The organism is Aquabacterium humicola (assembly GCF_030167915.1).
Lineage (GTDB): Bacteria > Pseudomonadota > Gammaproteobacteria > Burkholderiales > Burkholderiaceae_C > Pseudaquabacterium > Pseudaquabacterium humicola.
In genome coordinates, this window is sequence record NZ_JARGNB010000003.1 from 387,463 (window position 1) to 410,148 (window position 22,686).

Genomic DNA, 22,686 nt, shown 5'->3' on the forward strand with positions numbered 1-22,686 from the left:
GTCGTTGCAAATGCTCGCCATGGCTCGAGCCATGGCTGCGCTTTGCGCCTAGATTGGCCCCGCTTGCGCGGCCTGCTCGGGCGCGCCGGATTCATTCACAGCTTCTGAGCCCGCACCGGGGCACAACGCCCGTCAGAAGTGGTGGCTGAAGTTCAGCGCCAGCCCGCCACGCCGCGGCAGCTGCACGCCGCGCACCGCGTGGCGAAGCGCGTGCGTCCATTCAAGCGACAGCGACGTGCCCGCGTAGGCACCGGGCAGGCGGTCGATCGCCAGGCCGAGGCCCAGCTCGTCGAGGCGGCCGCCGTGGTTCCGAATATGGTCCGCCGGTGACCACGTCGGGTGCGCGTCGCGGCGGTCGCCGCGGATCGCACCGTCGACGGTGCGCGACAGCCGCGCGGTGACGGTCAGCGGCGCGGCGATGCGCCAGCCGGCCCAGCCGGCCGCCTGCCAGCGGTCGCCGAGCGCGTAGCCATCGGCGTTGGTGCCGAGGCGCCTGGTGCCGCCGAGCTGCAGGCCGCCGCTGAAGCGCCCCGACTGTCCCAGCCAGGCCACGCCGGGCAGCAGGTCCCAGGTGCCGCTGCCGGTCTGCATCGCGATGTCCATCGCGCCGCCGTCGGCCTGGTGGCTGCGGCGATGGCGCAGGTCGGTCTTGCCGGTCGGCGCGCTGACGCCCAACGTCAGCAGCCAGCGTGACGCCGGCGTCGCGTTCAGCGCCACCGTCGCCAGCAGCGCCGTGTCGCCGACCGCGCCGGATTCATGACGTCCGAAGTGCACGGCCGGATCCGCCGGGGTCGACGACGGCAGCAGCCGCGAGTCCATGCGCATCGTCATGTACTGCGGCATCACCATCAGGCCGAACGCATCGTCGACCGAATAGCCGATGTGAAGCATGTGCATCGTCATGCGCATCGCGACCGGGCGCGTCGCGCAGACGGCGGGTGCGCAGGCTGTCGCGGTCAGCGTGGCGTCGTCGGTCGGCGCGGTGCCGCGCCGCGGCGCGCCGCCGTCGCGCTGCAGGCCGATGCGATAGCCCAGCATGATGCTGCCGGCGGGGCCGGGTGCATGCACCGTCAGGCCGGCCGGCACGACGGCGCCGTGGCCGCCACCCCCGGCGTGGCCCTCGTGCCCGGCGCGTGCGGCGTGGGCGGCCGCCGGCGACGCCTGCGCGCGGGCGCTCGCCGCCGCGTCGTCGAAGCTGATGCCGAGGCCGGCATGCGCGGTGGTGTAGCGGTGGGCCGCGCCGCCGTCGAGCACGCCGGCCTGGCGGGTGCGCTCGGCACCGAGCTCCAAGGTCAGGTCGCGGCCGATCGGCATCGACAGCCCGAGGCCGATCGTCGTCGCGCGGAAGGCGGCCAAGCGCGGGTCGCTCGAGAAGTGCGCCGGCAGCTGTGCCGGGTCGAAGCTGCGCACGACCGGCTGGCCGTCGGGGCCGATGCTGACCTGGCGATACGCCTGCGCGGACACCAGGTAGGGCGTGTAGAAGGCCGCCGCGCCCTGCGTGTAGCGCTTGAGCCGCGCGCTCGCCAGCGCGCCGCGGGCGAGCTGCGGCAGCGGCTGGAACCATTCGGCTTCGAGCCGGCGTGCGCGCAGGCCCCAGTCGTCGCGGTAGTGGCCGGCGCCCAGGTGCAGTGCCGCGTCGAGGCGCGGCACGTGCAGGATCAGCTTGCCGTCGAGACTGGTCTGCCGGCGCGTATCGGGCCGCTGCTCGAGCAGCGCCTGCAGGTTGCCGGGCACCGGATCGCTGCCGGCGGCGGCGAGGCCGGGCGCGAAGATCACGCTGGTCGCGCGGTAGGGGTCGGACAGGGACCCGCGCTGCCGCGTGTGCGTCGCGCGTCCTTCCATTACCGCGCCGCGGCCGAGCACCTGGAACAGGCCGGCGCTCAACGACGCCTCGTCGCGCCGGCCCTGCAGCACGGCATGGCCGCCGCGGTTCGCGAGGCGGCCCGCCTGCAGCGTCTTCGTGAGGTAGGGCGCGGCGTCGTGGTCCAGCGTCGCGGCGATCTCGCTGCGGGTGCGGCTGGCGCCGAGCGTGAGCGTCGTCAGCGCATCGTTGAGGTCGACGCGGCGCTCGGCGTTGACGAAGCGCGAGCGGAAGTCGCGTTCGTCCGACAGGCCGCCGCCCCAGCTCCAGCTGCCGCCGCCGAGGCCCGAGGCGCCCTCCTCCAGGCGGTGCGACCAACGCGCATCCAGCTGCTGGCGGGTCTCGGGCGACGCGCTGGCCAGCGTGTGCACCACCTGGTCGTCGCGGACGAGGCGGCCGCTGGCGGGGTCGACCGTCACCGGCCGGCGGGCGCGGTCGAGCAGCACCGAGCCGGTCAACATCGGCGAGGCGCCGACCACCAGCAACGCGCCGCCGGCGCCCGTGCCGAGGATCGGGCGGTTGCCCGCGGCCGAGCGCGGCGCGGCGGCGATCGGCGTCGCGCCGGACCAGGTGTCCTGGCTCAGCGTGATGCTCAGGCCGTCGCCGTCGGGCAGGCGCCGGCTGGCCTTGAAGACCAGGCTGACGGCGCCGAGCGGGCGGGCCGTGTTCGGCGCGTCGGCGACCGGCCGCGGCGCATCCCGGTAACGGCTGAACTGCACGGCCACGCTCGGCGTCTCGGCCGACTGCGCGTGCGCGCTGCCGGCCAGCCCGGGCAGCAGCAGCGCCGCGGCGGTCAGGACCTCCAGCGCGCCGCCGGTGCGCTCAATAGCAGCCACACGCCGCGCCTTCGGCCGCCCGCGCGGCCGGGGCCGCCTGGCGGCTGTTCTCGACATGGGCGCGCCAGGCGCTGCGCATCGGCTGCGGGTCCGAGGCCATCTGCGGCTTCATCAGCACGCCGCGGTCCCAGGGCTCGACGGTGGCGCAGCCGCCCAGCGCTGCGCACAGCAGGGCCGCGGCGAGCAGCGTCGGACGTTGCGGACTCACCGGGACCCCTTCGGGCTGCGCCCTGCGGAGTTCGCCCTTCGGGCGGCCGCGCGGGCTCATCGGTCCTGGTACTGGTAGACGACGCCATCGGTGCCGGTGTGCTGCGTGCCGGTGACGTCCAGGCAGTGCGCGTTCACCGCGAAGGTCACGACGCCGGGCCCGGCCTTGTTGATCAGCACCTGGTACAGCCCGTTGCCGCCGCGCGTGCGCGTGGCCGGGCTGAAGGCCACGTCGCCGCCGACGGGATCGGTGGTGTTGGTGGCAACAGGGCCCTTGATCACCTGCGCGCTGACTGCCGGCGCGTTCGAGGTGGTGGTGCGCAGTTCGAGGAACAGGTGGTCGGTGTCGTTGCCGCCTTCGCCGGAGCAGATGACGCCGAAGTAGTGGGTGGCGGCGGCGGCGTCGCCGAGCGTGAAGACGAAGCTGTGGGCGCCGGCGGCGGTCGTGAGGGCCGCGGTCGACACGGCCAGCGCGGCGCGGCGCAGTGCGCGGGGCATCGGGGAGTTCATCGTCGGGGCCTCGCGTTCAGTTCAGGTAGCCGTCGAGCTTCAGGTTGGCGTCGACGTCCTCGGCCGATGGCGACACCGTGAAGGTGTAGCCCGCGCCGCAGCTGGCCGGCAGCGGGTTCTTCGCCAGGTCGCGGTTGAAGGTCAGCGAGGCCGGCGAGCCGATGCCGTCGACGTTCGGATCGGCGTACTTCGCGGTCAGCGCGGGGATCCACAGGTTGCGCAGGCCGTTGCGCTGGCAGATGTCGGCGATCGCCACCCGCACCACCAGCTTGCTGGCGCAGGAGTCGGCCGGGAAGGTGATGCCGGCGGTGCGGAACGGCACCAGGCCGTGCAGGCTCGGGTCCAGCGAACCTTCGCTGCCTTCGAAGCCGATGACCTGGCCGGCGGCGTTGAGCTTCTCCCGCTGCCGGCTGAAGATGTCCTTGCTCTGGATGAGCTGCGCGATGTTGGCGAAGCTGGTGAGCGAGACCACCGCCGGGTTGCCCGAGACGGTGCCGGTGGTGCTGTAGACCGGCCGCACCGTCGGGAACAGCACGCTCTGCGCGATCACCGGCAGCCTGGTGCCGTCGGCCGCGGTGCAGCCGTGGCCGATGACGATGTGGTTGTAGGTGGTCTGGCCTTCGGCGGCCTGGACCTGGATGGTGGTGTGCGCCAGCAGCGGCGTCGCAAGGCTCGCGCAGGCCAGCGCGGCCGCGAGGCGGAGAACGGGGTTCATCGGAAATTCCTGATGTCTGAGCGTGAGTGCCCGCGAACGGGCCGCTCGGTGCAAGGCCGGCCGTGCGCGGGGCGCAGGCTGCGGCGTCGTCGGGACGATCAGGCGGACAGGGGTGGCGCGTGCAGGCGCGCGACGAGCCAGCGCTGGTGCGCGTCGATCGGGGCCGGCGCGGGCGGGGCGATACGTTCGGTGCGCGCCGCGCCCGGCGCATGCAGCGCGACGGCCGACGCATCCACCGGCGCCGGGCCGGCCACCAGCGCGCCGAGCGCGCAGGCGTCCGATGCGCCGTGGGCGGCGGCCGGTGCGGAATCATGGTCGCCGAGCGCCACCGTGCGCACGCCGTACACCGAACACACGCTGGCCATCGACACGTCCTGCCGGCTGGCGGCCAGGCTGGCCAGCATCGGCACCGCCGCCTTCAGGACCAGCACCCCGACCAGCAGCATCAGCCACGCGGCAGCGGCGGGCGATGTGCGGGCGGACGGTCGGTGCATGGCGGGCGGGATCTTACCGGGCGCGAGGCCCGATCACTGCACCATGGCCGGCGCCAGGTAACGCTGCACGAAGCCGGCCAGCCCGCCGACATCGGGAATCTGCACGTCGCGGCGACCCTTCTCGGCGAAGGCGATCAGGCCTTCGCGGGCCAGGCGCGACAGCGCGCGGCTGACGGATTCGAGCGTCATGCCCAGGAAGTTGCCGATCTCGGCACGCGTCATGCGCAGCGTGATCTGGTCGGTGCGCATGCCGCGCTGCTCCAGCGCTTCGGCCCAGTGGCGCAGGAATTCGGCGACACGCGCGTCGGCCGGCAGCGTGCAGACCGACATCATCGAGTCGCGGTCACCGGCGATCTCGCGGCTCATCGCACCGTGAAGCAGCGCCAGCAGCGCCGGGCGCGTGGCGCAGGCGGCCAGCAGCGCGTCGTAGCGGATGACCCAGACTTCGCCGGTGTCCAGCGCGATCGCGTCGCAGCCGTAGCAGCCGGTGGCGATGCCGTCGAAACCCAGCCAGTCGCCGCGGAACTTCAGGCCCACCACCTGCTCGCGGCCGTCGGCGGCCAGATTGACGACCTTGGCGACGCCGGAATTCAGCACGTACAGCGCGCCGAAGTCGGTGCCGGCCTGGCAGATGCGGTCGCCGGCGCGCACGATGCGGCGCTGCGGCTGCAGGGCTTCGTTCAGGGTCTCCAGCATCGCGGCGATCGGCACGGCGTCGAAGCGCTCGCGGCGCGGGGCCGGGGCCCGCTCGTCACGGCCCATCGCCTGCAGGGCGGCCTGGCTGATCACGGCCTGGTGGCGGGTGGTGACGGCGGTGGCGGTGTTCAGCATGTCGGGCTCCTGGGGACTCTGTCGGGGTGGAACGGGGTCGTTCGTCGATGGAGTCACTGTAGGAAGCGGCGGGCAACGGCCGATCAATGCCCGATGTCGCTCGGAAACGCTGTGTGAACACACGGTATCGTCAACGTAACAGCACGCGGCAGGCGGCTGCTTGCGCCACGTCAAGCGCGCCCATCGGGTCGCCCCCTAGCCTTGCGTTCCATGAGCATTCGCAACCTCGAACCCCTGTTCGCGCCCGCCTCGGTGGCCCTGATCGGTGCCACCGACCGCCCCGGCAGCGTCGGCGCCACCGTCTGGCGCAACCTGCGCGAAGGCGGCCTGCGCGGCCCGCTGTGGCCGGTCAACCCGTCGCGGCGGGAATTGGACGGCGTGCCGGTGTTTCCGTCGGTCGAGGCGCTGCCGCAGGCCCCGGCGCTGGCGGTGGTCTGCACGCCGCCGGCCACCGTGCCGGGCGTGATCGCCGAGCTGGCGCGGCGCGGCACCCGCGCGGCGATCGTGATGACCGCCGGGCTCGACGCGACCCAGAAGCAGGCGATGCTCGACGCGGCGCGGCCGGCGCTGCTGCGGGTGCTGGGCCCGAACGGGCTCGGGCTGCTGGCGCCGCATGCCGGCCTGAACGCCAGCTTCGCCCATGCCGGCGCGCTGCCGGGCGAACTGGCCTTCGTGTCGCAGTCCGGCGCGCTGGTCACCGCGGTGCTTGACTGGACGCGCTCGCGCGGCATCGGCCTGTCCTGCATGGTGTCGCTGGGCGAGCAGGCCGACGTCGACGTCGGCGACCTGCTCGACTACCTGGCCAGCGACGGGCGCACCCGCGCCATCCTGCTGTACGTGGAATCGATCGCCGATGCGCGCAAGTTCATGTCGGCCGCGCGCTCGGCGGCACGCAACAAGCCGGTCATCGTCGTCAAGGCCGGCCGCTCCAGCGACGGCGCGGCCGCCGCGGCCTCGCACACCGGTGCGCTGGCCGGTGCCGACGCGGTGATCGACGCGGCGATCCGCCGCGCCGGCCTGCTGCGCGTGGACACGCTGGCCGAGCTGTTCACCGCCGCCGAGACGCTGGCCCGCTTCCGCGACAACCGCGACGAGGCGCTGACCATCGTCACCAATGGCGGCGGCGCCGGCGTGATGGCGGCCGACGCCGCCGGCAGTGCCGGCATCCCGCTGGCGCCGCTGGGCGACGCGGTGCGGGCGCGGCTGGACGCCGTGCTGCCGGCCAACTGGTCGCGCCGCAACCCGGTCGACCTGATCGGCGACGCCCCGGTCGAGCGCTACACCGCGGCGCTGCAGGCGCTGACCGACGAACCCGCCGCCGGCGCGCTGCTCTTCGTGCACGCGCCCACGGCCATCGTGCCCAGCGACGCGATCGCCCGCGCCTGCGTGCCCATCGTGCGCGCGGCGCCGCAGCGGGTGATGGCCTGCTGGCTCGGCGACGGCGCGGTGGCCGACGCGCGCCGGCAGTTCGAAGCCGCCGGCATCGCCGACTACGCGACGCCCGAGGACGCCGTGCGCGCCTTCGGCCTGCTGCGCACCTGGCGACGCAACCAGGCCCTGCTGACGGAAGCGCCGCCTGCGCTGCCGGAAGGGCCGGCGCCGGACGTCGCCGCCGCCCGCGCGGTGATCGCCGCCGCGGTCGCCGACGGCCGCACGCTGCTGGCCGAGCACGAGGCCAAGGCGGTGCTGGCGGCCTTCGGCATCCCGGTGCTGCCCACGCGCGCGCTGGGCCCGGACGTCGACGCTTTGGTCGACGCGGCCGGCGCCATCGGTTATCCGGTGGTGCTGAAGATCCGCTCGCGCGACATCAGCCACAAGTCCGACGTCGGCGGCGTGGCGCTGGACATCGGCGATGCGGACGCGCTGCGCCGCGCCGCCGCGCGCATGCAGGCCGCGGTGCAGAAGGCGCAGCCGCAGGCGCGCATCGACGGCTTCACGCTGCAGCCGATGCTGCGCCGGCCGCGCGCGCACGAGCTGATCTGCGGCGCCTCGGTCGACCCGGTGTTCGGCCCGGTGCTGCTGTTCGGCGCCGGCGGCACCGCGGTGGAGGTGCTGGCCGACAGCGCGCTCGCGCTGCCGCCGCTGAACCGGCCCCTGGCGCGCGCACTGATGGAGCGCACCCGCATCGCGCGGCTGCTGGCCGGCTGGCGCGACCGCCCGGCCGCCGCGCGCGACGCGGTGGCCGACGTGATGGTGGCGCTGTCGCAGCTCGTCGCCGAGCTCGACACCGTGGCCGAGCTCGACATCAACCCGCTGATCGCCGACGAGCACGGCGTGGTCGCGCTCGATGCGCGCATCCGCATCGATGCCAGGGCGCCGGCCGGCCGCGCGCACTTCGCGATCCTGCCCTACCCGGGCGAGCTGGCCGAGCAGGTGGTCTGGCAGGGACGGCGCGTGCGCCTGCGCCCGGTGCGGCCCGAGGACGAGGCGCGCCACCGCGAGTTCCTGGCCACGCTGGCGCCGGAGGACCTGCGGCTGCGCTTCTTCAGCAGCCGCCGCGAGCTGCCGCGCAGCGAGCTCGCACGGCTGGTGCAGATCGACTACGCGCGCGAGATCGCCTTCGTCGCCGAAGACCTCGACGGCGGCGCCGCCGAGCCGCTGCTGGGCATCGCGCACGCGGTGTGCGACCCGGACAACGTCGAGGCCGAGTTCGCGCTGATCGTGCGATCGGACCTGCAGCGCCGGGGGCTCGGCCGGCTGCTGCTGGACAAGCTGCGGCGCACGCTGTGCGCGCGTGGCACGCAGCGGCTGGTCGGGCACGTGCTGCGCGAGAACCGCAACATGTGCTCGCTGGCGCTGGCTTGCGGCCTGTCGGCCGAGACGCCGGACCCCGCCCAGCCCCGCGACGCTTCGCTGCGTTTCGTCGGCGCGCTGCAGGGCTGATCGGTCGCGGGCGTGGCCCTCGGCGCACCCGCGCCGCGCCCATCCGGCGCACCCGTGGAGCGCCCATCCGGCGCACCCGCGGAGCGCCATCCGGCGCACTGCGCCGAGCCAATCCGATGCCCGGGCGCCGAGCAGGCACCGGCCTTGCCCGGAGGCCATCGTCCTCGACGAAAGGAGCGACACCATGGCCCACGAACTCCACGACACCTGCATAGAAGCCTGCGATTCCTGCGCGTCCGCCTGCAACCACTGCGCGGCCGCCTGCCTGGCCGAACCCGACGTGCAGGCGATGGCCCGCTGCATCCGCCTGGACCTGGACTGCGCGGCGATGTGCCAGCTGGCCGCTGCCGCGATGCAGCGCGGCAGCGAGCTCGCGCCGCAGATCTGCGGCTGGTGCGCCGAGCTGTGCGATGCCTGCGGCACCGAGTGCATGAAGCACGCGCACGAGCACTGCCAGCGCTGCGCCACGGCCTGCAAGGCCTGCGCCGACGAATGCCGGCGCATGCCGCAGATGGCTCCCGCCGACGTGCCTGCGCGGGTCGGCGGCGACCTCAGCCGCGCTGCGCACTGACGCTACCGCGTCGGTCACGCGTCCGCAGCAGGGCCAGCGCAAGCACGCCGCTGGCCAGCAGCACCCCGTCCTGCGGAACGGCGAGCAGGAAGGCCGCACTGCCGCCGATCAAAGACCACGCGACCGGCACGACCAGCACCCACCACGGCACCGCGCCGATGGTGAGCAGCAGCAGGCCGAAGGTGAAGAGCGTCAGCGGGCACGGGGTGATGCCGAACATCGGCAGCGCGGGATAGGCATGCCCGGTCCACAACCCGATCAGCGGATACAGCACGAGCGCGTAGACGACCAGCGCAACGCCGACCCAGGCGGTGGGCGTCGACGGCCTGGCGAACCGGAGGCGGTCATGCACGACCGCAGCCTGCACGAAGAGCACGGCCTGCAGCATGAACAGGGCCGCGAACAGCAGGGCCGCGCGGTTGATCGACGAGAAGTACAGCCCGTGGTAGACCAGGCCCGTCCAGCCCCACAGGAGGGCCAGGACCCCGCCCACGGCGCGGTTCGCGTGCCTGCCGCCGCGGGCCAGCGCGGCGAGCGCCACCAGGCCCAGCAGGTAGGCCAGGGCCTGCACCGGCCACACGGCGGTGTTGTAGCTGGCGAAGACGTCGAAGAACTGCGCCCGGGTGAAGGGCAGCATGGCGGGCTCCTCGTCGAGCGTGCCCGCGCAGGCTAGCGCCGCCGCGGGTCGAGCGCTTGATGGCGCGCAACGCGCCGACCGACAGGCCCCGGCGCCGCCGCGCCGCCGTCACTCGAAGGTGATGACCCGGTTCAGCCGCGCGATCACCTCGTCCGGCACCTGCTTGCTGCACATGATGTGGCGGCGCTCGCCCCGGGGCACGTCGGCGAAGCGGATCAGGTGGAACTCGCGCGCGCTCAGGCCGGCTTCCTCGACGAGGTAGGCGGCCTCCTCCTCGGCGACGAACATGAAGTCGGCGCGGTTGAAGCGCACCATCTCGACCATCGCCGAGTTCTCGCTCGTCGTGTAGATGATCGTCGGCTTCAGCCGCGCCAGCAGAGCGTCGATCGTGGGCCCGTACGAGTAGTTGTCCTTGGCGAGCACGCGCAGGCCCTTCATCGCCAGCACGTCTTCCAGCCGTGAGCCCTCGCGCACGGCCTTGAAGTCGCGGCTGGCCAGCGCCACGGTGGGCAGGTCGCGGTAGATGGCCTTCGTGAACTTCGCGTACTGCTCGCGTTCGGCGTTGCGGAACCAGCCGATGCCGCATTCCGGGCCGGCGTCGCGGCGGATGCTCATCAGCTGGCGGTTGGTCGGCACCTTGGCCCACTGGACGGCGATGCCCGCGGCCTTGAAGGCCGCCGCGGCCGGAGACCCGGTGAGGCCCGAGGCCGAGCCGTCCGCCGCCGGCACCAGGTAGGGCGGCCGGTCGTTGTAGTACAGCGTGATCGTCGGCAGCGTCTCCTGCGCCGGCGTCACGCCCGCGCCGCACAGGCACAGCAGCATCCCGAACAGACCCGCTGCCCCGTGGCGCCGCGTCTTCATGGTCCGACCTCGCTGCATGACGTCGACCCGTCACCGGCCGATTTCAGCGCTTGGCGGCCCGGCTGTAAAGAATGAAATTGCTATTTCTCAAAGTGACGCATATATTTCATGCATGTGGGCCGTGCTCTTCCTCACCCTGCCGACGCAGCCGAACGCGGTGCGGCTGCGCGTCTGGCGCGGCCTGAAGGCCGTCGGCAGCGCCGCGCTGCGGGATGGCGCCTACCTGCTGCCGCAGGCGCAGGCCGCGCTGTTCGAGCCGCTGGCCGACGAGGTGCGCGAGCACGGCGGCAGCGCGACGCTGATGGATCTGGCGCCACGAGGCGAGACGCAGCGCATCGAGATCGAGGCGCTGTTCAGCCGCCGCGACGCGTATGCCCAGTGGCGCAGCGAGGCCGATCAGTTCGCCGCGCAGCTCGAGACGCTGGACGAGACAGACGCGCGCCGCCGCCTGCGCACCTGCGCCGACGCCCTGGCCGCGCTGCAGCGCATCGACTACTACCCGGGCGCTGCCGGCGAGCAGGCCGAGGCGCACCTCGCCGCGCTGCGCCGGGCGCTCGATGGGCGCTTCTCGAAGGGCGAGCCGCTGGCGCAGGCCGCGCAGGGCCTCGTGCGGCTGGACGTGCGCAAGCACCAGGGCCGGCGCTGGGCCACGCGCGCGCGGCCGTGGGTCGACCGCCTGGCTTGCGCGTGGCTGATCCGCCGCTTCATCGATGCCGAGCCCACGTTCGTCTGGCTCGACGACCCGGCCCGCGCGCCGCGCGGCGTGCTGGGCTTCGACTACGACGGCGCCCGCTTCACCCACGTCGGCGCGCTGGTCAGCTTCGAGGTGCTGGCCGCCAGCTTCGGGCTGGACGGGGATGCGAAGCTGCAGCGCATCGCCCAGGCGGTGCACTACCTCGATGTCGGCGGCATCCCGGTGCCCGAAGCGCCCGGCCTGGAGGCCGTGCTCGCCGGCCTGCGCGCCGTGCATGCCGACGACGACCAGCTGGCCGCCGCCGCCGGCGCGGTCTTCGATGCCCTCTACGCCGCCCCCGGCGCTTCAACGATGCCTAACCCATGATGTCAGCGACCAATCCAGCCGCCGCGCCGCCGGGCACCGACGCCCCCGCGCTGCAGCCGCCCGCGCCGGTAAGCTTCGCCGAGGCCTTGCGCTTCTGGCTCAAGCTCGGCTTCATCAGCTTCGGCGGCCCGGCCGGGCAGATCGCGATCATGCACGGCGAGCTCGTCGAGCGCCGGCGCTGGATCAGCGAGAACCGCTTCCTGCACGCGCTGAACTACTGCATGGTGCTGCCGGGCCCCGAGGCCCAGCAGCTGGCCACCTACATCGGCTGGCTGATGCACCGCACCTGGGGCGGCATCGTCGCCGGCGCGCTGTTCGTGCTGCCCTCGCTGTTCATCCTGATCGCGCTGAGCTGGATCTACCTGCGCTTCGGCGACGTGCCGGTGGTCGCCGGCGTGTTCTACGGCATCAAGCCGGCGGTGACCGCGCTGGTGCTGCATGCGGCGCACCGCATCGGCACGCGGGCGCTGAAGAACCGGTGGATGTGGGGCATCGCGGCGGCGGCCTTCGTCGCCATCTTCGCCTTCGACGCGCCCTTCCCGGCCATCGTCGTCGCCGCGGCGCTGATCGGCCACGTCGGCGCGAAGCGCTGGCCGTCGGTGTTCGCGCTCGGCGGCGGCCATGGCGGCGCGCAGGCCGGCTATGGCCCGGCGCTGATCGACGACCACACGCCCACGCCACCGCATGCGCGCTTCTCCCGCCGGCGGCTGGCGCGTGTGCTCGGCATCGGCCTCGCGCTGTGGGCCGGGGCGATGGCGGCACTGGTCGCCGCACAAGGCTGGCAGGCAACGCTGACGCAGATGGGCTGGTTCTTCACCAAGGCCGCGCTGCTGACCTTCGGGGGCGCCTACGCGGTGCTGCCCTACGTCTACCAGGGCGCGGTCGAGCAGCACCAGTGGCTCAGCGGCCCGCAGATGATCGACGGCCTCGCGCTCGGCGAGACGACCCCCGGCCCGTTGATCATGGTGGTGGCCTTCGTCGGCTTCGTCGGCGGCTGGCTTCGCCAAGTGGCCGGGCCCGATGCGCTGTTCGCCGGCGGTGCGCTGGCGGCCAGCGTCGTCACCTTCTTCACCTTCCTGCCCTCCTTCGTCTTCATCCTCGCCGGCGGCCCGGCGGTGGAGGCGACGCACGGCCGGCTCGGCTTCACCGCACCGCTGTCGGCGATCACCGCCGCGGTGGTCGGCGTGATCCTGAACCTGGCGCTGTTCTTCGCCTGGCACGTCTGGTGGCCGAAGGGCTTCGCCGCCGGCTTCGACGTCGCCGCCGCGGCGATCACCGTGGCCGCCGCGGTCGCGCTGTTCCGATTCAAGCTCGGCGTGCTGCCGCTGCTGGCCGGCAGCGCGGTGGCCGGGCTGGCCGTCACTTTCCTGCGCTGAAGGAGCGTCACCATGCACACTGCCCGCCCCTACGATCCCCTGGCCGACGAGCGCAACGCGCTGATGGCCCCGGCCTTCGCACTGGCGCTGGCCGCCAGCTTCGGCAGCGTCGATCGCTTCCGCGAGGCCTGCGTCGCCTTCGGTGCCGCGCCCGGCGCGGGTCGGCTGCTGCTGGAGTTCCGCGCCGACGCCGCGCGGCTGGCGCTGCGCTGGTCGGGCGACGGCACGCCGGCCGGTGCGGAGATCGCCGTCATCGAGCGCACGAAGGCGCCCGACTGGGCCGCGTCCTATGAACGCTATCAGCAGGCGGTGCACGAGGCGAGCGATGGCGCCGGCTGCGACGCCAGCGAGCTGTCGGACAACGGCGCGCAGGCGGCCGTGCTCGACGTGCGGCGTGCCGGCGTCTTCGAGCAGGCCGGCAGCATGCTGCCCGGCGCGCGCTGGTGCGATCCGGCGCGCGTCGACGACTGGGCCGGTGAGCTGCCCGCGGGGCGGCCGGTGGTCGTCTACTGCATCTACGGCCACGAGGTCGGCCGCTCGACCGCGCTGCGGCTGCGCGCGGCGGGCGTGGACGCGCGTTACCTGGTCGGCGGCATCGATGGCTGGACGAGCGCCGGCCGGCCGGTGGTGGCCAAGGCGGCGGGAGCGGCGTCATGAGCGCCCGCCCGGCCGTTCCGAAGGGGGCTCGCACCGCAGTGCGCAGCACGGAGGTTACCCAGTGACCGCCACCCAGGCGCCACGGCGCATCGCGCTGCTGTACCCCGGCGACCGCGCGATGCGCGACCGCGCCGATCCGGCCGAGAGCCGCTTCGCTGCGCTGTTCGACGCGCTGGCCGCCGCCGGCATCGCCGCCGAGCCGGCGGTGTGGCACGAGGACTTCGCCGACGAGGTGGCGGCGCAGCTGGCGCGGGTGCAGGTCGTGCAGGTGTGGTGCAACCCGATCGAAGGCGGCCGCCGCCGCGATGCGCTGGACGCGCTGCTGCGCCGCGTCGCCGCCGCCGGCGTGCACGTCAGCGCGCATCCGGACACCATCCTCGCGCTCGGCACCAAGGACGTGCTGCTCGCCACCCGTGACCTGCCCTTCGGCAGCGACGTGCACCGCATCGGCAGCCTCGCGCAGCTGGAGGCCGAGTTGCCTGCGCGGCTGGCCGCAGGCCCGCGCGTGCTGAAGCAGCACCGCGGCCACAGCGGCATCGGCGTCTGGCGCATCGAACGCAGCGGCGACGAGCGCCTGCGCGTGCGCCCCGCGCAGCGCGGCAGCGAAGAGGCGCTGATGGACTGGTCCGCGCTGCGCCAGCTGCTGGCCGCGTACTTCGAGCCCCAGCACGGCGGCCATCTGATCGACCAGGCCTGGCAGCCTCGCATCGCCGACGGCATGCTGCGCGCCTACCTGGTCGAGGACCGCGTCGCCGGCTTCGGCCACCAGGCGGTCAACGCGCTGCACCCGAGCGAGCCGCTGCCGGGCCCGCGGCTGTACCACGGCCCCGACGAGCCCGCGTTCCAGTCATTGCGGCAGCGCCTCGAAGGCGGCTGGATCGATCAGCTGCGCGAAGCGGCCGGCCTGGCCGCCGACCGCCTGCCGCTGCTGTGGGACTGCGACTTCTTCTTCGGCGAACCCGCTTCCGATGGCGGCGAGCGCTTCGTGCTGTGCGAGATCAACGTCAGCAGCGTCTCGCCGTTCCCGCCCTCGGCGATTCCGCCGCTGGTGGCGGCGATGCGGGCGCGGCTGCCGGGCTGAGGGCCACCGGGGGCCCATCGGCCTGTCGGCCTGACGCCGCGGTGCTCCAATGACGGCGCACCGCGCCCGTCGGGCGCGACAGGGGACCCCAAGCGATGAACGAGCGCCGCACCCACGTCTACAAGACCGCCCAGGGCCTGCCGATCGAGGCGGATGTGCTCGGAGCCGAACCGGACCGGCTCAAGCCCTGCGTGCTGTGGATTCATGGCGGCGGGCTGATCTTCGGCTCGCGCACGATCTCGCCGCGGCCCTCGTTCGCGCGCCTGCTGCTCCAGCGGGGCTTCGTCATCGTCTCGATCGACCATCGGCTCGCGCCCGAGACGAAGCTGTCCGCCATCGTCGACGACGTCGCCGAGGCCTGGCGGTGGCTGCACGAGGCCGGCCCGACGCACTGCGGCGCGGATCCGAGCCGCGCCTGCGCGGCCGGCGCGTCCGCCGGGGCCTACCTGGCGCTGCTGGCCGGGCATCGGTTCACGCCACGCCCGCGCGCGATCGCGTCGTTCTGGGGCTACGGGGACATCACCGCCCCGTGGGAGGCCGAGCCGAGCGCGCACTACCGCACCGCACCGCTCGTCGAACGGGCCGACGCGCTGGCATCGCTGGCCCTGACGCCGGTGCCGACGGCCGAGGGCGCCGATCGATCGCGCTTCTACCTGTACTGCCGCCAGCAGGGGCTGTGGCTGCCGGAAGTGACCGGCCACGCGTGGCCCGAGCAGGCCGCCTGGTTCGAACCGTACTGCCCGTTGCGGAACATCGATGCCGGATTTCCGCCGACGGTGCTGGTGCATGGACGCGCCGACACCGACGTGCCGGCGTCGGAATCGGACGCACTCGCGAACCGCTTCCGGGAGCAGGGGGTCGCGCACCAGCTGCACGCGTTGCCGGGCGTGGGCCACGGCTTCGCCGGCGCCACGCCGGAAGAGGTCGAGTCGGTGGAGTCCGCGGTGGTCGATTTCCTGTGGGCGCAGGCCTGCGCCTGATCACTCCGCCGGATCGCGCACCAGCAGCACCGGCACCGGCGTCCCGCGCAGCACCAGCTCGGCGTCGCTGCCCAGCGCCAGGCGGCGCAGGCCGCGGCGGCCGTGCGTGCCCATCACGATCAGGTCGGCCTGGCTCTTGACGGCCTCCTGCACGATGACGTCGCAGACCCGCTCGCCGGGGTCGCGCCGCACGATGCCGTCGGCCTGCACGCCGGCGGCACGCGCCTCGGCGATGGCGTCGGCCACCAGCTGCTCGGCGCTGGCCTGCCAGCCGGCCAGCAGCTCCTCGGGCGGCAGCGTGCCGGACACGTCGCCGTAGACCATCGGCACGTCGACGATGTTCAGCAGGTGCAGCGCCGTGCCGAGCCGCTTCGCGAGCTTCAGCGCTTCGTCGAAGCCGCGGCGCGAGGTGCTGCTGCCGTCGATGGGCACGAGGATGCGTTCGTACATGGCTGTGGCGGGATGGTGAAGAATGGCGGAACGGTAGACGGAAGGAGCCGCGCATGCAACTCGTGTGTCCCGACTGTGGAACGAAGAACCGGGTGCCCGGCGAACGCCTGCACGACGACCCGCGCTGCGGCCGCTGCAGCGCCGCGCTGATGCCGGCGGCGCCGGTGACCTTGACGGACGCGTCCTTTGGGCCCTATGTCGACGGCACCGAGCTGCCGGTGCTGGTCGACTTCTGGGCCGACTGGTGCGGCCCCTGCAAGATGATGGCGCCGCATTTCGCGGCCGCCGCGCAGCAGCTGCCCGACGTGCGTTTCGCCAAGCTCGATACCGACGCCGCGCCGGCGACGAGCGCGCAATACGGCATCCGCAGCATTCCGACGCTGGCGCTGTTCCGCGGCGGGCGCGAGATCGCGCGCCAGAGCGGCGCGATGGCCGCCGGCCAGCTCGTCGCCTGGGTGCGCTCGGCGCTGCGCTGAGGGCGCGCGGCGCGGGCGGCCTCCCGCGGCGCTGACCGGCTCGGGTTCGTCTAGGGCGCGCACGCGGGCTTCGAGCAGATCCAGGTCAGGGCCTTGGCGTCGAGCGCGTTGACCACGCCGTCGGCATTGAGGTCCGCCTTCTCCAGCGTGGCGTCGTCGATTTCCTTGCCGATCAGCGCCATCAGCAGCGACAGGTCGGTGGAGTCGACGCGGCCGTCGCCGTTGAGGTCGCCGTAGTCGCCGACGCGGATCGTCACCGTCGCCTCCTCGCTGTCGACGACGCCGTCGGACGCCTTGTAGGTGAAGCCGATCTGGCCGCTGAAGCCGGCCGCCGGGAGGTAGACGAACGAACCGTCGTTCGAGCGCGGCCAGGTCAGCGTGCCCTGCGCCGGGCCGATCCACAGGCGCGCCCGCACGGCGTTGTTGACCGTGTCCGCCGGGAACGGGCGGGCGTCGTTGGCGAGCACGCCGCCTACCGGCACCTTCAGCGGTGCGCCGGGGCGGGCACTGTAGAAGTCGCCCAGCGCCAGCGCCGGCGATGCGGTGCGCCGATGGTCCAGCTCGTCGAGCAGCCCCTGCACGGCCGCGTGCAGCTCGGCGAAGTCGGCGCTGTCCAGCCCCTGGAAGGCCTGCACCAGCTCGGCGCGCAGCGCGCTGCGGCGTGCCTCGGTGCTGGCCTGCAGGGTCGCCGGCGGCACGCCTTCGCCGACCAGCCGCAGGATGTCATCGCCGCTCGGCAGGGCCTGCTCGCCGGCGATCAGCGCGTTGAGGTAGTCGGTCTCCGCCAGCGAGCGCGGCAGGCCCAGCGACATCGCCGCCTTCAGCAGCGCGTGGTAACCGCTCACCTGGCGGGCCAGCGGCGTGAGGTCCTGCCCCGGCACCGCCAGCGCGGCGAAGAGCTGGGCAGTGCGGCCGCCGTAGCCGTCGATGGCATGGAAGAGCACGCCGCGTCGCCCGGTCGCGGCATCGCCGGAGGCCAGGCTTTGCAGCGCGTCGCGCAGCACCGTGCCGGTGGCGACGACGGACGCCAGCGCCTGCGGGTTGTTGCGCTCGGTGCGCGCGGCATACCAGGGGTTCTCGCGCGCCAGCTGCACGTAGGCGTTGGCGCCGAGCAGCCAGACCTGCGGATTGGGCAGGCGCCCGCTGCCGCTGCAGCCCTCGGCCGGGCCGGCGCTGCCGAGCACGGCGTCCGCGTACTTCACGAGGAAGTCGACGTTCTCGTCCAGCGTGTGGCCCTTCTCGACGAGCTGCTCGTACAGCACCGCCGGGGTGTAGGCGCCGGCCGGCGGCGCGACGAACGTGGCGCTGCAGGGCACCTGGTCGGACCACGACCGGAACAGCACCTGGTAGGCATCGAAGGCCGGCAGCGTCATCGTCAGGCCGGTGCGGGCCTTGTAGCCGAGCGCGGTGTCGTGCTCGACCAGGAAGGCCTGCAGCGCGGATTCCTGCAGGATGGCCACGAGATGGCGCTCCAGGCTGCTGATGCGGTCCTCGATCGCGTACAGGTGGTTCTGGATCTCGCCGACCTTCTGCTGGATCGTCGCGGTGGCGAGCTCGAGCTTGCCGAGCTCGGTGTCGAGGTCGTGGTAGATGCCGGCGAGCACGCGGTCCATGCGGTCGTGGTGCAGCTTCAGCTCGGGCGGCACCGTGCGGATCTTCTGGCCCAGGCCCTTCACATGGCCGGCGATCGACGCATCCGGCGCCTGCTGCTTCGCATACAGCGAGAACAGCTCGGCCGCCGCCCCCAGCATCTGCCCGGCGTGTGCCGCGGCGGCCATGCGCGCGCTCGCCGGCGGCAGGTCGGGCGTCTTGCCGAGGTCGGCCACGCCCTGCGCATAGCCGATCGATGACTCGGCGGCGCGGTGATGGGCGCGCTTGAGCACGCCCACCTGCTTGGCCAGCTTGGGGTTGTCGACGGCCAGCGGCACGCCCAGCAGGTGCGTGGCCGCGCGCGCGGCGTCCAGCTTCTGGCGATGCACCAGGGCGGCCTGCTTCAGGCGGTCGCGCTGGGTCTTGCGCAGCGCGGCATTGCCCATGTAGGCCACCATGTCCGACTGCAGCGGCACCAGCGTGCCGATGTCGGCCTTCACGCCCTCGGGGATCTTCGCGACGTCCGTCATCTGGACCTTGATCGCGTTCACCGCCTGCGGCGCGCCGATCGTGAATCCGCCCTTGGCGTTGCGCATCGCGCGCACGTCCGCATTGGCCTCCAGCGCGGCGTTGTACGTCGGCCGCTGCTGTCGCGTGGCGGCTTCGCTCAGGCCCAGGTGCACGCCCAGGCTGCTGCCCACCGTCTGGTTGTAGGCCTGCACGAAGCGGCGGTCGCCGGACCGCTGCGCGAGCTTGTGGAACTCGTCTTCCAGCGCCAGCGAGGCGTCGATCGGCGACAGCGGGCCGCGCTTGTGCTTCAGCGCGCGGCCGCCCTTGTCGAGCAGCGCTTCATCGACGGGCGGCAGCGCGGCGGCGACGGCCTTGTCGAGCAGCTTCTCGAGCGCCGGCCGGCCCTCGCGGCCCAGGGCCTGCGCGCCGGCCGAGACGGCGCGCATCAGCTTGCGCCCCAGCAGCTCGTCGCGTGGTGCGGCCTCGTCCCACTTCTGCTGCACCGCCGCCGCCATCGCGCCGGGATTGGCGCGCAGCGCCGGGCTGGTGTCCCACAGCGCGTTCAGCACCAGCGCCTTGGCATAGGCGGCGTGGTTGCGGTCTTCGCGAACCGCCCATGCCGAGGCGCCGGCAAACGTGGCCTGCGCGGCCTTGGCCGGCGGCACTTCGGCCGCCTGCGCCGGCGCCACCAGGCCGGCCGGCCACAGCAGCGCGCCCAGCAGCGCCGCGCGCACGCGGCCGGACGTCGCGGCGGCGCGGTGCGCGCGCCGCGACAGGGCCAGCGCGGCCAGCAGCGCGAGCGCCGCGAGCCCCGACGTCGGCGGCTCCGGCACCTGCAGCGTCAGCACGCCGGTCTGGACCGGCACCGGGTTGCCGGCGTCATCGGTGATCGGCAGCGCAAACGCATCGGCGAGGTCGAACTGCGAGATGACGAAGTTCTGCAGCGTGTGCGCGGGCTCGTCGCCGACCTGGAAGCCGAGCGTCGCGAGGATGAAGCTGTCCGACTGCAGCAGCGTCAGCGCGGCTTCGTCCAGCAGGCTGGTCTGCGCGATGCGCAGCACGCCGGGCGTGCTGAAGTCCATGAAGCCGAAGGCCTCGCCCAATGCGGCATCGCCGAGCGCGCTGCCGAAGCCCGCGGGCGGCCCGGTGTCCAGCGCCGTCACGTCGCCGCCGTTGAAGCTGATCTCGAGGTCGAACGCGCCCACCACGGCGTCGAGCCCGGCGGTGCGCAGCCCGGAGATCTCGACCGTCACGTAGAAGATCTCCCCGGCGGACAGGCGCTGCTTCGGCGAGACGAGGTCCAGGCTGATGAGCGGCGCCGCCGAAACGAAGCCGCTGCAGGCGGCCAGCGTCAGGAACGCCAGCCAACGGATCAGGAAGTACCGCATGACCTGTCCTCCAGTGCACTGCAATGCAGGTGCGGCAGCACGACGGACCACCGCTTGAAGGCCACTATGGACCGCGCTGCGCGGCGTTCGATTGCGGCCGATCAATCGCCGGCCGCAGAGGGCCTGCAACGTGCGGGCCAGGCCCTGCGTCAGCCGGCCTGGCGGCGCGCCGGGCGCACGTAGATCAGCCAGTAGACCAGCGCCACCAGCACGCTGCCGCCGACGAGGTTGCCGGCGACCACCGCGCCCAGCTGCGCCAGCGCCGCCCCGGCCGGCAGCGGCGCGCCCAGCAGCGCGGCGAGCGGGAAGAAGTACAGGTTGGCGATCGAGTGCTCGAAGCCGGCGGCGACGAAACCGGTGATGGGGAAGACCACCGCCACCGCCTTGTCGACCACGCTGCGGCCGGCCAGGCTCATCCACACCGCCATGCACACCAGCAGGTTGCACAGGACGCCGCGCACGAAGGCTTCGTCCAGCGGCAGCGCGGCCTTGGCCAGCGCGATGCGCTGCGTCGTGCGGCCCAGGCTGCCGTCGCCGGCATCGGCCAGGCCCGACAGCGCGACCAGCAGCGCGAGCCCGGCCGCGCCGACCGCGTTGGCGGCGCCCACCACCGCCCAGTTGCGCAGCACGTCGCGCCAGCCGATGCGGCCGTCGGCCCAGGCCATCACCAGCAGGTTGTTGCCGGTGAAGAGCTCGGCGCCGGCCACCACCACCATCAGCAGCCCGAGCGAGAAGGCCAGCCCGCCGCCGAAGCGCTGCAGCGCCGGCGACAGCTGCACGTCGGCCGCCGGCGGCGGCGCCGGCACGTCGGGTGCGATCGCGAGGTGCGGCGTCGGTCGCGCGCTCACCGCGGATGCAGCTCGGCGCTGCGCTGGCAGGCGATGCAGCGCGGCGCGGCCGGCTGCGCCCGCAGCCGCGCGGCATCGATCGGCTCGCCGCAGTCGACGCACAGGCCGTAGCGGCCGTCGTCCAGCCGCTGCAGCGCGGCGCCGACCGCGCGCAGCTCGGCGAGGTCGCGCTCGGCGCCGGCGTCGGCCACCTGCTCCTCGGCCTCGCTGGCCGCCAGGTCCTTCAGGTCGCCGACCTCGTGCGCGCCGGCCACGGCGTCGCCCGGCGCGACGGCGGCCAGCTCCAGCGCCAGTTCGTCGGCCCGTTCGCGCAGGCGGCGGCGCACATCGGCCGCATCGAACGCGGCGGCTTCGGGGCGGTTCACGGTGAAATCCTTTCGTGTTCGTTCCGGTGGCTCAGTGCGACATCAACACCGGCAAGGTCATCGAGGCCAGCAGGCCGCGCGTCGCGCCGCCGAACAGCCGTTCATTGAAGCGCGTATGGCCCCAGGCGCCCATCACCAGCAGGTCGACATCGCCATCGGCGGCGCGCGACAGCATCGATTCGGCGATCGGGATCTCGGTGCACTCGACCGTCGGCTCGGCGCTGACGCCGTGCCAGCGCAGCCAGCGCTGCAGCGCGCCCAGCCGCGGCCGCATCGCGGCCTCGGCGTCGCCGGTTTCGCACCAGGCGACGAGGTCGACCCGCTGCGCGCGCTGCAGCAGCGGCAGCGCGTCGCTGACCGCGCGCGTGGCTTCGCGGCTGTCGTCCCAGGCCACCATCACGCGCCGGCCGGCGCCGGCGAAGGCGCCGGCGTAGGGCACCACCAGCGTCGGCCGCGCGCTGTGCAGCAGGACCTGTTCGAGCGTGTCGCGCTCCAGCAGGTGCTGCGGCCGCGACGGGTCGGGCTGGCCCAGCAGGCAGAGGTCGCTGCAGTGGGCATGCCGGACCAGCGCCTGGGCCGTGTCCTCCTCCACCACCAGCGTCTCGATCGAGGCCAGGCCGGCGCGGCGGCAGGTCTGGCGGAAACGCGCCGCGGCATGGTCGGCCTGCTCGCGCAGCAGGGCCCAGGCGCGGTCGATCAGTTCGCCGCCGAGCACGCCGGCTTCGGCGAACACCGGGAACTGCAGGCGGCCGGTCGGGGCGAGGCCGACGAGGTGGGCGTCGAAGCCGCGCGCGAGCGCGACGGCGAGCTCGATGCGCTCGGCGCACCGGGGATCCTGGTCCAGCAGGACGAGCAGGCTGCGGTAGGTCATCGACAAGGCCCTCATCGGCGCATCGACGGGATGCCAGGCCATTCTTCCGAGGCGCCCCGGGCGGCCGGTTGACGCAGCGCAAGCCGCGATGCGGCCGCGTTCCTAGACTGGAACGGCAGATCCAGGAGCACCCCATGACCTCGCGCATCCTCGTTCCGATCGACGGCAGCCCGACCGCCCAGCGCGGGCTCGAGGAAGCCATCCGCCTGGCCGTCTCGCAGTCGGCTTCGCTGCTGCTGCTGCACGTGATCGACGACTTCCCGAAGCTGCGCGAGTTCGCCAGCTACGAGATGCTGGCGCAGGAGCAGGAGTCGCGCGCCCACCGGCCCGACGCGATGCTGGCCGCGGCCGTGCGCGAAGCCGGCGCCGCCGGCGTGGCCGCCGACAGCAAGGTGGTGTTCGCGGTGCTCGACCTGCCGGACACCGTGGTCGACATCGCCGCGCGCGAAGGCTGCGACCTGATCGTGATCGGCACGCACGGGCGCCGCGGACTGTCGCGCGCGATGCTCGGCAGCGTCGCCGAAGGCGTCGCGCGGCGCAGCGCGGTGCCGGTGCTGCTGGTGCCGCCGGCCCGCACGACCGCGGGCCCGGTCGCGGACAGCCCGTCGTCCGCAACGGCCTGAAGTAC

At 73.6% G+C, this 22,686-nt stretch carries 22 protein-coding genes; 9 read left to right on the forward strand and 13 right to left on the reverse strand.

Going from position 1 to position 22,686, the window contains the following annotated elements; all coding sequences use genetic code 11:
* Positions 1-132: 132 nt before the first annotated feature.
* From P1K89_RS17880 to P1K89_RS17905, 6 genes are all read right to left on the reverse strand, one after another.
* Entirely contained in the window at positions 133-2,697 is a 2,565-nt protein-coding gene (locus tag P1K89_RS17880; RefSeq protein WP_284617841.1) for a DUF3570 domain-containing protein, read from the reverse strand.
* The gene (locus P1K89_RS17885; RefSeq protein ID WP_284617842.1) at positions 2,684-2,905 is read right to left on the reverse strand and encodes a DUF4266 domain-containing protein; all 222 of its coding nucleotides are present in this window, start codon (positions 2,903-2,905) and stop codon (positions 2,684-2,686) included. Before P1K89_RS17885 ends, P1K89_RS17880 begins: the two co-directional genes overlap by 14 nt.
* Before the next feature lie 56 nt (positions 2,906-2,961).
* Complete coding sequence (locus P1K89_RS17890; RefSeq protein WP_284617843.1) at positions 2,962-3,414, reverse strand: hypothetical protein; 453 nt, start codon at positions 3,412-3,414, stop codon at positions 2,962-2,964.
* A gap of 16 nt (positions 3,415-3,430) precedes the next feature.
* A complete protein-coding gene (locus P1K89_RS17895) occupies positions 3,431-4,129 on the reverse strand; it encodes a hypothetical protein (protein WP_284617844.1) in 699 nt (232 codons plus the stop codon).
* Between the two features lie 98 nt (positions 4,130-4,227).
* Positions 4,228-4,623: a hypothetical protein gene (locus tag P1K89_RS17900; protein WP_284617845.1), complete on the reverse strand. Its 396-nt coding sequence runs from the start codon at positions 4,621-4,623 to the stop codon at positions 4,228-4,230.
* Positions 4,624-4,656: 33 nt separating this feature from the next.
* Positions 4,657-5,454 carry a Crp/Fnr family transcriptional regulator gene (locus P1K89_RS17905; RefSeq protein ID WP_284617846.1) on the reverse strand — a complete coding sequence of 266 codons (798 nt, stop codon included), beginning with the start codon at positions 5,452-5,454 and terminating at the stop codon, positions 4,657-4,659.
* 210 nt (positions 5,455-5,664) lie between these two features.
* Between P1K89_RS17905 and P1K89_RS17910 the strand changes: the two genes are divergently transcribed.
* Complete coding sequence (locus tag P1K89_RS17910) at positions 5,665-8,337, forward strand: bifunctional acetate--CoA ligase family protein/GNAT family N-acetyltransferase (protein WP_284617847.1); 2,673 nt, start codon at positions 5,665-5,667, stop codon at positions 8,335-8,337.
* A gap of 184 nt (positions 8,338-8,521) precedes the next feature.
* Positions 8,522-8,908 carry a four-helix bundle copper-binding protein gene (locus tag P1K89_RS17915; protein ID WP_284617848.1) on the forward strand — a complete coding sequence of 129 codons (387 nt, stop codon included), beginning with the start codon at positions 8,522-8,524 and terminating at the stop codon, positions 8,906-8,908.
* Here the strand turns inward: P1K89_RS17915 and P1K89_RS17920 are convergent.
* Together P1K89_RS17920 and P1K89_RS17925 are read right to left on the reverse strand one after the other, a co-directional pair.
* Positions 8,889-9,545: a DUF6064 family protein gene (locus P1K89_RS17920; RefSeq protein ID WP_284617849.1), complete on the reverse strand. Its 657-nt coding sequence runs from the start codon at positions 9,543-9,545 to the stop codon at positions 8,889-8,891. The two genes, P1K89_RS17915 and P1K89_RS17920, sit on opposite strands and share 20 nt — an antisense overlap.
* 108 nt (positions 9,546-9,653) lie before the next feature.
* A complete protein-coding gene (locus P1K89_RS17925) occupies positions 9,654-10,406 on the reverse strand; it encodes a transporter substrate-binding domain-containing protein (RefSeq protein ID WP_284617850.1) in 753 nt (250 codons plus the stop codon).
* 112 nt (positions 10,407-10,518) lie between these two features.
* On the opposite strand from P1K89_RS17925, the gene P1K89_RS17930 reads away from it, so the two are divergent.
* The 5 genes from P1K89_RS17930 (at position 10,519) to P1K89_RS17950 (ending at position 15,560) form a co-directional block, all read left to right on the forward strand.
* Entirely contained in the window at positions 10,519-11,466 is a 948-nt protein-coding gene (locus P1K89_RS17930) for a chromate resistance protein ChrB domain-containing protein (RefSeq protein ID WP_284617851.1), read from the forward strand.
* A complete protein-coding gene (gene chrA / locus P1K89_RS17935; protein WP_439898003.1) occupies positions 11,463-12,842 on the forward strand; it encodes a chromate efflux transporter in 1,380 nt (459 codons plus the stop codon). Before P1K89_RS17930 ends, chrA begins: the two co-directional genes overlap by 4 nt.
* A gap of 12 nt (positions 12,843-12,854) precedes the next feature.
* Positions 12,855-13,499: a rhodanese-like domain-containing protein gene (locus P1K89_RS17940; RefSeq protein WP_284617852.1), complete on the forward strand. Its 645-nt coding sequence runs from the start codon at positions 12,855-12,857 to the stop codon at positions 13,497-13,499.
* Positions 13,500-13,560: 61 nt separating this feature from the next.
* The gene (locus P1K89_RS17945; protein ID WP_284617853.1) at positions 13,561-14,580 is read left to right on the forward strand and encodes a Cj0069 family protein; all 1,020 of its coding nucleotides are present in this window, start codon (positions 13,561-13,563) and stop codon (positions 14,578-14,580) included.
* Between the two features lie 95 nt (positions 14,581-14,675).
* Positions 14,676-15,560, forward strand: coding sequence for an alpha/beta hydrolase (locus P1K89_RS17950; RefSeq protein WP_284617854.1), 885 nt, complete (start codon positions 14,676-14,678; stop codon positions 15,558-15,560).
* Here P1K89_RS17950 and P1K89_RS17955 read toward each other — a convergent pair whose 3' ends face one another.
* Positions 15,561-16,010, reverse strand: a complete 450-nt coding sequence (locus tag P1K89_RS17955; protein ID WP_284617855.1) for a universal stress protein — start codon at positions 16,008-16,010, stop codon at positions 15,561-15,563.
* Between the two features lie 53 nt (positions 16,011-16,063).
* On the opposite strand from P1K89_RS17955, the gene trxC reads away from it, so the two are divergent.
* Positions 16,064-16,486: a thioredoxin TrxC gene (gene trxC / locus P1K89_RS17960; protein WP_284617856.1), complete on the forward strand. Its 423-nt coding sequence runs from the start codon at positions 16,064-16,066 to the stop codon at positions 16,484-16,486.
* Positions 16,487-16,536: 50 nt separating this feature from the next.
* Here the strand turns inward: trxC and P1K89_RS17965 are convergent, their stop codons facing one another.
* The 4 genes from P1K89_RS17965 to P1K89_RS17980 form a co-directional block, all read right to left on the reverse strand.
* Positions 16,537-19,974 (reverse strand): dockerin type I domain-containing protein, encoded by a 3,438-nt coding sequence (locus P1K89_RS17965; protein ID WP_284617857.1) that lies wholly within the window; start codon positions 19,972-19,974, stop codon positions 16,537-16,539.
* A 149-nt stretch (positions 19,975-20,123) separates the two neighbouring features.
* Complete coding sequence (locus tag P1K89_RS17970; protein WP_284617858.1) at positions 20,124-20,822, reverse strand: formate/nitrite transporter family protein; 699 nt, start codon at positions 20,820-20,822, stop codon at positions 20,124-20,126.
* Positions 20,819-21,187, reverse strand: a complete 369-nt coding sequence (locus P1K89_RS17975; RefSeq protein WP_284617859.1) for a TraR/DksA family transcriptional regulator — start codon at positions 21,185-21,187, stop codon at positions 20,819-20,821. The genes P1K89_RS17970 and P1K89_RS17975 overlap by 4 nt, the downstream gene beginning before the upstream one ends.
* Before the next feature lie 31 nt (positions 21,188-21,218).
* On the reverse strand, positions 21,219-22,073 hold the full coding sequence (locus P1K89_RS17980) for a universal stress protein (protein WP_284617860.1): 855 nt from the start codon (positions 22,071-22,073) through the stop codon (positions 21,219-21,221).
* Between the two features lie 119 nt (positions 22,074-22,192).
* Between P1K89_RS17980 and P1K89_RS17985 the strand changes: the two genes are divergently transcribed.
* On the forward strand, positions 22,193-22,681 hold the full coding sequence (locus P1K89_RS17985; protein ID WP_284617861.1) for a universal stress protein: 489 nt from the start codon (positions 22,193-22,195) through the stop codon (positions 22,679-22,681).
* Positions 22,682-22,686 lie beyond the last annotated feature (5 nt).